The organism is Limnohabitans sp. 2KL-3 (genome assembly GCF_001269405.1).
GTDB lineage: Bacteria > Pseudomonadota > Gammaproteobacteria > Burkholderiales > Burkholderiaceae_C > Limnohabitans_A.
The window spans coordinates 104,380-113,570 of record NZ_CXON01000015.1 but is presented as its reverse complement, the minus strand read 5'-3'; the positions used below and the strand labels follow the sequence as shown (position 1 = coordinate 113,570).

The following is a 9,191-nucleotide window of genomic DNA, read 5'->3' as shown; positions in this document are numbered from 1 at the left end:
GGGTCGCAAGAACTGGCTGTTTGCGGGCTCACTCAGAGCGGGCCAAAGGGCGGCAGCGGTGATGAGTCTGATCCAGTCGGCCAAACTCAACGGTCACGACCCGTACGCGTACTTGAAGGACGTGATGGAGAAGCTGCCAACCTGGCCCAATAGGCGGATTCAAGAGTTGCTGCCACACCGCTGGCAGCTGACTGGGCAAAGAATCGGCTGAAACTTGTGGGTGGGCAGGGGTTCGCCGTACGCTTACCTTGGTCATCCATCTTGGCTAAAACAATACGCTATAGATGGAGATAATTTATGTATTATCAAGAGTGAAACACTACACTAGCCCGTTTGCGCCAGGCGTTGGATTTGGCGCCGCATGCTGCCCGCGCCCACCCGACCACGGAGCATTTTCTGCCTTTGCTTGTGGCGGCTGGGGCTGCGCTGAAGCACACACCCGTGACGGTACTCAACGGTGGCATTCGCCACGGTGTTTTGACGATGGAGTCGTATGTGTTTGGGCAGGCGTTAGACCTTGAATTCGGGAAACCCTAGTCCGCGTAAAACCTGAATTTTTATAAGACCATTCACGCACGCCATGCTGGTAGTTGCCAGTTGTGCCAAAGAGCCAGTGCGCGAAGGCCGACGGTGACAACCAGACATCCCAGCAAGGCTATCCAGCCTGGGGAGTCTGCGGACCAAAGAGCCACATAAGTCCAACCACCGGCAAAAGAACACACCGCATAAGGACGATGGTCTTTGAAGGCTTTGGGAATTTCGTTGCACACCATGTCCCGCAGTACACCGCCAAACACGCCCGTGATCAGACCCATTAGCACTGCGACCACTGGTGGCATGTTTGACTGCAAAGCCTGATGTACGCCGGTGGCAGTAAACAGTCCTAGGCCTAGTGCGTCGGGCCAGAGTATTGTTTTTTCAGTGACCTCAAAATGCCGCTGACGCATGAATAGCATGGCCAAAACACATAGGGCCAGAACACCCCAAAGAATTTCGGTGTGACGCACCCAAAAAAACGGCCGCTGATCAAGTAGCAAGTCACGCAAAGTGCCTCCACCAAACGCTGCCAAAAACGCGACCACACACACGCCTACCGCATCAAGCTTTTTGCGCGCTGCCTCCATAAGCCCAGATAAAGCAAAAGCAGCGGTGGCTGACAGCTCGACCAGCAGGCGTAGGGTGTCTCCCCATGATTGAAGTGCATACATGTCTGGATTATGTTGCCTTTATACAGTTTCCATAGCCATAGTTGTGACCAACATCAAGAAGTTATTGTCCATTAGATTTTTTTTGCGCGTGCCAGAGTCGCAGTCTTTGAACTCGAGGTACTTTTAGGTAGAGCTGCCGTCTTCTGAGACCTTGATTTCGGAATGTTGTTAGTCTCAAAGTCCAGCCAAGCGGGGTTCAGTGAATACATCTCTCCGATCAGCTCCTTGATGGCACCTATGTACCAAGAGTCATCGTTTAAACGGTGGCTGAGAATCACCGGTGAAGTCGCTCGCTCATCATCAATCAAGCGATACACCAGATCAGATCGCAAGCGTGCCGCTGCTGGAATGATGCACACCCCCATCTCACACGCCACCAATCCCAAAGCCGCTTGAAGTTCACGCACTTCATGGACCTCAGCGAGTCGTATATTTTGGTCGTTCAGCAGGCTCAGTACGTGGTCTGCGTAACTGGGGCGTGGCTCTTTGGGAAAGACGATCAGCCGTTCCTCTGCAATTTCTTTGAGCGAAATACGGCCTTTATTGGCTGCAAGTGGCGAGCTCGGTGGTAGCGCCAGTAACAGACGCTCTTCACGTAAAACAGTGCGCGCTACTGTAGCGTCGCGCGTTCGCACCCGGCCAAATCCAATATCGATCCGGCCGGATTTGAGCTCGGTCATTTGCTGTACAGACCCCATGTCGACCAGATGTACATCCGTGTCGGGGTAACGCTGCCGGAAAGTCCTCACCAACATCGGCAACCCGCCATAAAGGGTGGACGGTACATAGGCAATTGAAATGGATTTTCTTTGCCCACCTTCGGTTTGCCGCACGCTTGTCTTCATTTGGTCAACTTTTTGAAGCACTTGCAATGACTGTTCGTAAAACAGTCGTCCTGGATCGGTAAGCCTCAGTGGCCGGCTGTTGCGTTGAATCAGCTGAACACCTAATTCATCTTCGAGCTGTTGAATCTGGCGGCTCAAAGGCGGTTGGGCGATATGCATTTGCTCTGCAGCTCGAGTGAAGTTTCGCGTAGTGGCAACCGCTACGAAATAGCGCAACTGACGAAGGTCCATAAAAATTATTTTTTCGGGTTTGTACGTTGATAAGTTGTTGATTTATATCAGATAAATGGACAACTATGCTTAAAAGGTATTGAAGTAGATGAATTCGGTGTTGGATCAAAAACTGTGTCTGTACTTCAATACGACGCATGCAAAACACATCGCTTTTATCACCTCAGGTCTGCACACCCGCTGATGCTGTGACCATTGTCAAAGTCGAAACCTTGTTGGTGGACCTGCCCACCATTCGCCCCCACAAACTGTCTATGGCCGTGATGAATGGCCAGACCCTGATGTTGGTTCGCGTGCATTGCTCTGATGGCACCGTTGGCGTCGGCGAAGGCACCACCATCGGTGGCCTTGCCTACGGCGCTGAGTCTCCAGAGGGCATGAAGCTGGCGGTCGATACTTACTTTGCGCCTTTGATGCTGGGGGCCTCTGCCAACCGCGTTTCCGCCTTGATGGCTCTGCTCAACAATGCCATCCGTGAAAACCGATTTGCCAAATGTGCTGTTGAAACTGCTTTGTTTGATGCCTTAGGTCAGCGTGTCGGCCTGCCAGTTTCAGAGTTGTTGGGTGGCCGTATACACGACCGATTGCCCGTAGCTTGGACTCTGGCTTCCGGCGATACCGCTCGCGACATTGCTGAAGCGCAGCACATGTTGGCTATTGGGCGTCACAAGATTTTCAAACTCAAAATTGGCCGCAAGCCAGTGCGTGAAGATGTAGCTCACGTTGCTGAAATCAAGAAAGCGCTGGGGAATACAGCGTCTGTGCGGGTAGACGTCAACATGGCTTGGTCTGAATTAGAGGCCCGCTACGGTCTGCCTGCGCTGGCTGACGCCGGCTGTGAGCTGGCTGAGCAACCCGTTGCACACCCCGATGCTATGGCACGCATCAGGGGCCGTTATCCCATCGCCATCATGGCGGATGAGTCTTTGATGGGGCCAGTCTCTGCATTTCAGTTAGCCAAGTCTGGCGCTGCCGATGTATTTGCCATCAAGACCGAGCAGTCAGGCGGACTACAGGCGGCCCAGCAGGTAGCAGCCATTGCCGACGCAGCCCAAATCGCACTGTATGGCGGGACCATGCTGGAAGGAGCTGTGGGCTCCATAGCTTCGGCTCACGTTTTTTCAACATTCCGTGAATTGCGCTGGGGCACAGAGTTGTTCGGCCCCTTGCTCTTGACGGAAGAAATCTTGACCCATCCGCTGGTGTACCAAGACTTTCATCTCGAGCTGCCAACCGGCCCGGGTCTGGGTATCTCGCTGGATGAAGACCGTGTTCAGTTTTTCCGGCGTGACCGCAACCGCATCAGTGTCAGTGTTAGTCAGGCAGAAGCAACTGCCATTTAAGTTAATCAACCCCGTTTCATCAACTTGATCTAGGAGAACATCATGAGCGTATCTATCTTCAACACAAAAGAAGTCCAGGAATTTTTGAGCTTAGCCAGCGGCTTGACACAGACGGCTGGCAATGACCGTACCAAGGCGATTGTTCATCGTCTGTTGTCTGACCTGTTTAAAGCGATTGATGACTTGAACATCACGTCCGACGAATATTGGGCAGGCGTAGCTTACGTCAATCAACTGGGTGCGCGTAGCGAGGCTGGCTTGTTGTCGCCGGGTTTGGGTTTGGACCGCTTTTTGGACATGCGGATGGATGCAGAGGACGAAGCGTTGGGCATTGCCAATCCTACCCCTCGCACCATTGAAGGTCCTCTTTATGTAGCAGGTGCCCCCGAAGCCAATGGTTTCGCGCGCTTGGATGACGGCAAAGATACAGCTGGCCACACACTCATCATGCACGGTACTGTGCGCGGTGCCGACGGCAAGCCCTTGCCCAACGCTAAGGTCGAGGTCTGGCACGCCAACACCAAGGGTTTTTATTCGCATTTCGACCCCACGGGCGAGCAGCAAGCCTTCAACATGCGCCGCACCATCATGACGAATGCCCAAGGTGGCTACAAGTTCCAGAGCATCGTGCCCGTTGGCTACGGATGCCCGCCTGACGGCCCAACCCAAGCCCTGCTGAATCAATTGGGTCGCCACGGTAACCGCCCTGCGCACATCCACTTGTTTGTGACCGCCCCTGGCCACCGCAAGCTGACGACGCAAATCAACATTGATGGTGATCCGTTGGTCAACGACGACTTTGCCTACGCCACTCGCGATGGTTTGGTGCCCCCTCTGGTTGAGCGTACCGACGAAGCCAGCATCAAGGAACATGGTTTGAATGGACCATTTGCCGAAATTTCTTTCGACATCACCCTCAGCGCCCTCGTTAACGGTGTGGACAACCAATTGGTAGACCGCCCCCGTCTGGCCGCTTGAAGAGACAGTGCCTTCATTACAAAAGGACATGGCAATGACCACAAGCACCAATGCTTCCAATTACGACCACGTCGAAAAGTTGCTCGACTCGGCCTTACAGGACGATCAAGCCAACGGCGTGTTTCGCTGCCGACGCGACATCTTTACCGACCCTGCGTTGTTTGAGCTGGAGATGAAGTACATCTTTGAGGGTAACTGGGTCTATTTGGCACACGAAAGCCAAATTCCAGAAATCAATGATTACTTCACAACCACCATTGGTCGTCAGCCCATTGTGATCACGCGCAGCAAAGAGGGCGTGCTAAACGCTGTCATCAACGCTTGTGCGCATCGTGGTGCCATGCTCTGTCGTAAAAAACATGGCAACAAAGGCAGCTTTACCTGCCCATTTCATGGCTGGACCTTTGGCAACACTGGCAAGCTTCTGAAAGTCAAGGACGAGAAGGCTACCGAATACCCGGTGCAGTTCAACAAAGAAGGCTCGCACGACCTAAAGAAAGTAGCTCGTTTTGAAAGCTATAAAGGGTTCCTGTTTGGCAGTCTAAATGCCGATATCCAGCCGCTGCAGGACTACTTGGGTGAAACCAAGGTCATCATCGACCAAATTGTTGACCAAGCGCCTAACGGCCTTGAGGTGCTTCGTGGCAATTCCAGCTACACCTACGACGGCAATTGGAAGCTGCAGATGGAAAACGGCAGCGACGGTTACCACGTCAGCTCAGTTCACTGGAACTATGCGGCCACGATGGGGCGTCGCAAAGATGGCGGAACCAAAGCCGTTGATGCGAATGGCTGGAGCAAAAGCCTTGGTGGTGTTTACGGTTATGAAAATGGCCACATTCTTTTGTGGACCCAAACCATGAACCCCGAGGTTCGTCCGGTTTTCAAACAGCGCGAAGAAATCAAGTCCCGCTTGGGTGACGCCACAGCTGACCTCATCGTGGGCCAGACACGCAACTTGTGTCTGTATCCCAACGTGTATTTGATGGACCAGTTTTCTACACAAATTCGGGTAACCCGTCCCATCAGCGTGGACAAGACTGAGGTCACTATCTATTGCTTTGCCCCCAAGGGTGAAAGCGCCGAAGACCGCGCTTTGCGTATCCGTCAATACGAAGACTTTTTCAATGTGTCCGGCATGGGAACGGCCGACGATTTGGAGGAGTTCCGTTCATGCCAGGAAGGTTATGCCGGCAAGGCTGCACCTTGGAATGACCTCAGCCGGGGCGCACCACTTTGGCTTCAAGGGCCTGACGAAAATGCTAAGGCCATGGGTATGAATCCGCTTATCAGCGGTGGCCGTAGCGATGACGAAGGCCTATTTGTTTGCCAGCATGATTATTGGGCAAAAACCCTGATCAAGGCCGTTCAGGCCGAGCGTGAAGGAGACAAACCATGAACGCCCAATACGAAGCCATCTGCGCATTTATTTACCGCGAGGCACGCTTTCTCGATGATCGAAACTGGGAAGAGTGGCTGGAACTCTATGCCCCCGAGGCCGAGTACTGGATGCCATCGTGGGACGACAACGATCAGCTTACGGACGACCCACAAACCCAGATTTCGCTGATCTATTACCCCAACCGCAATGGTCTGGAAGATCGCGTTTTCCGTATCAAAACCGAGCGCTCTAGCGCCTCGATGCCGGAGCCGCGTACCAACCACATGGTGAGCAATATTGAAGTGCTAGCTGAGCAGGGCAATCAGGTGGAAGTTCGCTACAACTTCCACACATTGAGCCACCGCTACAAGGAGACCAACCATTTCTTTGGCACATGCTTTTTAACAATGCGGGCGCATGCCGATGGCGGCTATCGCATCACGCGCAAAAAAATCGTCTTGAAAGATGACTACATCCGCCAGGTCATTGACATCTACCACATTTGAAGTCGAGGAAGACAGAGATGACCAGCTACCGAATTGCACTGAACTTCGAGGACGGGGTCACCCGTTTTATTGATTGCGGTGCCAATGAAAAAGTGCTTGACAGCGCTTTCCGACAGCGCATCAACCTGCCTATGGATTGCTCCGACGGGGTGTGCGGCACTTGCAAGTGCCGGGCCGAAAGCGGCAGCTATGACATGGGAGATGACTACATTGAAGATGCCCTCACGCAGGATGAAGCCAGCAGTGGCTTGGTATTGACTTGCCAGATGGTGCCTAGCTCAGACTGCGTGATTTCGGTTCCAGTGCCCTCTACGGCATGCAAAACCGGGACTTCGCAGTTCTCTGCTACGGTCAACAATGTGCTGCAATTCGGTGACGCTGCCTATGAGTTGGTGCTGGACAGTGCGCTGAATGCGCCAGGTTTTTTACCAGGTCAGTACGTGAACATTGGGATTCCTGGTAGCGATCAGCATCGTTCATATTCGTTCAGCTCGGCGCCAGACAGTTCATGCATGCGCTTTTTGATCAAGCAAGTTCCTGGCGGGTTGATGAGCACTTGGCTAAGTACGGCTCAACCAACGCAAATAGTTCAGGTAACAGGGCCATTGGGTAGCTTCTACCTTCGCCCTGTAACCCGGCCTTTGTTGATGCTGGCTGGCGGTACTGGGTTAGCACCATTTCTTTCCATGCTTGAGGTGCTTGGACAGCAAGAGCTCACTCAGCCAATTCATCTGATTTACGGCGTGACCCGTGACCAAGACTTGGTCTTGGTGGACCGTCTCGAAGACTACGCAGCACGTATTTCTGGCTTTACCTTCACCACCTGTGTCGCTGACCCGCAGACAGTGCATGAGCGACAAGGTTATGTGACGCAACACATGCCTCAAGAGGTACTGCACGACGGCAATGTGGATGTTTACCTCTGTGGTCCACCACCCATGGTGGATGCCGTGCAAAAGCACTTTACACACGCAGGCATCAAACCCGCGCAGTTTTATTACGAAAAATTTGCATCTGCCGCTACGACTGTGGTGACAGGCGCTTCCTCGGAGAAAGCGATATGAGCGATCAATTCAAAGGCCAGGTCATGTTGATCACTGGCGCTGCACAGGGTATCGGTGAGCGAGTTGCTGAGCTCGCCGCAGCGCAAGGTGCTCGACTGGCGCTTGTTGACCGTTCGCCGCTCGTTCATGACCTGAAACATCGCTTGTCGGCGACCAACGACGTGATCTCTATCGAGGCGGATCTCGAGACTTTTGCGGGCGCAGAGCAAGCCGCTTCCAAAACATTTCAGACCTTCAATCGCATTGATATTTTGGTCAACAACGTGGGCGGTACCATTTGGACAAAGCCCTTTGAACACTACGACCCCACAGAAATAGAGGCAGAAGTACGCCGCTCATTGTTTCCGACTCTTTGGTGCTGCCGCGCTGTACTGCCCTACATGTTGAAAAAGAAAAAGGGCGCGATCGTTAATGTGTCGTCCATCGCAACACGCAGCGTCAACCGAGTTCCTTACGGCGCAGCCAAGGGCGGTGTTAATGCTTTGACGGCCTGCCTAGCATTCGAAAACGGAGAGCGTGGTATCCGAGTCAATGCCGTAGCCCCAGGCGGTACTGAAGCGCCACCGCGCCGCATACCCCGAAACACCGCACGTTCAAGCCGTAAAGAAAAGGCTTGGTACCAAGAAATCGTTGACCAAACTGTTTCTAGTACGTTGATGAAGCGCTACGGCACTTTGGATGAGCAGGCTGAGGCCATTCTTTTCTTGGCCTCCGATAGATCGTCTTACATCACTGGGACGGTGTTGCCCGTTGGTGGTGGCGATCAAGGTTGATAGGTCATGGAAATTTCTGACCTGACCATGTCAAACAGCCAAACAGTTATGTCTTTAAATACCGCTCGTGGCCTGTTTCGAGTGGCTATCGATGGTGACTTGGATGCACCGCCACTGGTGCTTAGCAACTCGCTTGGCACAACCATGGAAATGTGGTCACCCCAGGTGGAGGCTTTTTCGAAAAACTACCGAGTCATCCGATATGACACGCGTGGTCATGGCGGCAGCTTGGTGACCAATGGCCCTTACACCATCGAAGGCTTGGGGACCGATGTTCTCGCCATTTTGGATGCGCTGCAGATAGCTAAAACAGCTTTTTGCGGTATTTCCTTAGGAGGCCACACAGGTCTCTGGCTTGGTGTCAACGCAAGCGACCGTTTGGAATCTCTAGCCGTTTGCAACAGTGCTGCCTGCATTGGAACCTTTCAGGCATGGCAAGAACGAGCAGCGGCGGTTCGGCAAGGCGGCAGTTTGGGTATGAAGGCGCTTGCAGATTCAGCGCCGAGCCGATGGTTTACCCCCTCGTTCGTTAGCGCGCAGCAGGCCACAGTGCAAGCTGTGCAGGCCGTTCTGGAGGGGATCAGCCCAGAAGGCTATGCGTCTTGCTGCGAGGCCTTGGCACTTTCAGACCTGCGGGCCGACTTGAAACATATCAAAGTCCGAACCTTACTGGTTGCTGGTGCCCATGATCCTGTGACCACCGAGGCTGATGCTGATGCCATGCAAGTCTCTATAACCGGCGCCCGCACCATGGTATTGAAGACCTCGCATCTTTCAAATTTGGAAGCGCCCCAAGTTTTTAACCGCACGATTCTGGACTTCATTTCCGATTCTTTCGGCACCAAAAAATGAACCCAAAAGC

Annotated in this window: 10 protein-coding genes; 8 read left to right on the top strand and 2 right to left on the bottom strand. The window is 53.2% G+C overall.

From position 1 onward, the window contains the following. The coding region (locus AMM41_RS16445) for a transposase domain-containing protein (RefSeq protein WP_194944829.1) at positions 1 to 211 on the top strand (211 nt) is incomplete at its 5' end. 358 nt (positions 212 to 569) lie between these two features. On the opposite strand, the gene AMM41_RS16435 is transcribed toward AMM41_RS16445, so the two are convergent. Next, positions 570 to 1,208 carry a trimeric intracellular cation channel family protein gene (locus AMM41_RS16435; protein WP_089961476.1) on the bottom strand — a complete coding sequence of 213 codons (639 nt, stop codon included), beginning with the start codon at positions 1,206 to 1,208 and terminating at the stop codon, positions 570 to 572. Between the two features lie 71 nt (positions 1,209 to 1,279). Next, a complete protein-coding gene (locus AMM41_RS16430) occupies positions 1,280 to 2,284 on the bottom strand; it encodes a LysR family transcriptional regulator (RefSeq protein WP_089961472.1) in 1,005 nt (334 codons plus the stop codon). A 137-nt stretch (positions 2,285 to 2,421) separates the two neighbouring features. On the opposite strand from AMM41_RS16430, the gene AMM41_RS16425 reads away from it, so the two are divergent. From AMM41_RS16425 to pcaD, 7 genes are read left to right on the top strand one after another with little or no spacing between them, the layout of a single operon-like run. Next, positions 2,422 to 3,627, top strand: a complete 1,206-nt coding sequence (locus tag AMM41_RS16425; RefSeq protein ID WP_089961469.1) for a muconate/chloromuconate family cycloisomerase — start codon at positions 2,422 to 2,424, stop codon at positions 3,625 to 3,627. Between the two features lie 42 nt (positions 3,628 to 3,669). After that, a complete protein-coding gene (catA, locus tag AMM41_RS16420; RefSeq protein ID WP_089961466.1) occupies positions 3,670 to 4,605 on the top strand; it encodes a catechol 1,2-dioxygenase in 936 nt (311 codons plus the stop codon). 34 nt (positions 4,606 to 4,639) lie between these two features. Then, entirely contained in the window at positions 4,640 to 6,004 is a 1,365-nt protein-coding gene (locus tag AMM41_RS16415; RefSeq protein ID WP_089961464.1) for an SRPBCC family protein, read from the top strand. Next, on the top strand, positions 6,001 to 6,492 hold the full coding sequence (gene benB, locus AMM41_RS16410; protein WP_089961461.1) for a benzoate 1,2-dioxygenase small subunit: 492 nt from the start codon (positions 6,001 to 6,003) through the stop codon (positions 6,490 to 6,492). The genes AMM41_RS16415 and benB overlap by 4 nt, the downstream gene beginning before the upstream one ends. A 17-nt stretch (positions 6,493 to 6,509) precedes the next feature. Beyond that, on the top strand, positions 6,510 to 7,556 hold the full coding sequence (benC, locus tag AMM41_RS16405; RefSeq protein WP_089961458.1) for a benzoate 1,2-dioxygenase electron transfer component BenC: 1,047 nt from the start codon (positions 6,510 to 6,512) through the stop codon (positions 7,554 to 7,556). After that, positions 7,553 to 8,329 carry a 1,6-dihydroxycyclohexa-2,4-diene-1-carboxylate dehydrogenase gene (locus AMM41_RS16400; protein ID WP_089961455.1) on the top strand — a complete coding sequence of 259 codons (777 nt, stop codon included), beginning with the start codon at positions 7,553 to 7,555 and terminating at the stop codon, positions 8,327 to 8,329. Before benC ends, AMM41_RS16400 begins: the two co-directional genes overlap by 4 nt. A gap of 6 nt (positions 8,330 to 8,335) precedes the next feature. After that, complete coding sequence (gene pcaD, locus AMM41_RS16395) at positions 8,336 to 9,181, top strand: 3-oxoadipate enol-lactonase (RefSeq protein ID WP_228769322.1); 846 nt, start codon at positions 8,336 to 8,338, stop codon at positions 9,179 to 9,181. The last annotated feature ends 10 nt before the right edge of the window (positions 9,182 to 9,191 follow it).

Coding starts and splice junctions, on each gene's coding strand:
- AMM41_RS16435 (WP_089961476.1), bottom strand. CDS start 1,208: ATGTATGCACTTCAATCATGGGGAGACACCCTACGCCTGCTGGTCGAG.
- AMM41_RS16430 (WP_089961472.1), bottom strand. CDS start 2,284: ATGGACCTTCGTCAGTTGCGCTATTTCGTAGCGGTTGCCACTACGCGA.
- AMM41_RS16425 (WP_089961469.1), top strand. CDS start 2,422: ATGCAAAACACATCGCTTTTATCACCTCAGGTCTGCACACCCGCTGAT.
- catA (WP_089961466.1), top strand. CDS start 3,670: ATGAGCGTATCTATCTTCAACACAAAAGAAGTCCAGGAATTTTTGAGC.
- AMM41_RS16415 (WP_089961464.1), top strand. CDS start 4,640: ATGACCACAAGCACCAATGCTTCCAATTACGACCACGTCGAAAAGTTG.
- benB (WP_089961461.1), top strand. CDS start 6,001: ATGAACGCCCAATACGAAGCCATCTGCGCATTTATTTACCGCGAGGCA.
- benC (WP_089961458.1), top strand. CDS start 6,510: ATGACCAGCTACCGAATTGCACTGAACTTCGAGGACGGGGTCACCCGT.
- AMM41_RS16400 (WP_089961455.1), top strand. CDS start 7,553: ATGAGCGATCAATTCAAAGGCCAGGTCATGTTGATCACTGGCGCTGCA.
- pcaD (WP_228769322.1), top strand. CDS start 8,336: ATGGAAATTTCTGACCTGACCATGTCAAACAGCCAAACAGTTATGTCT.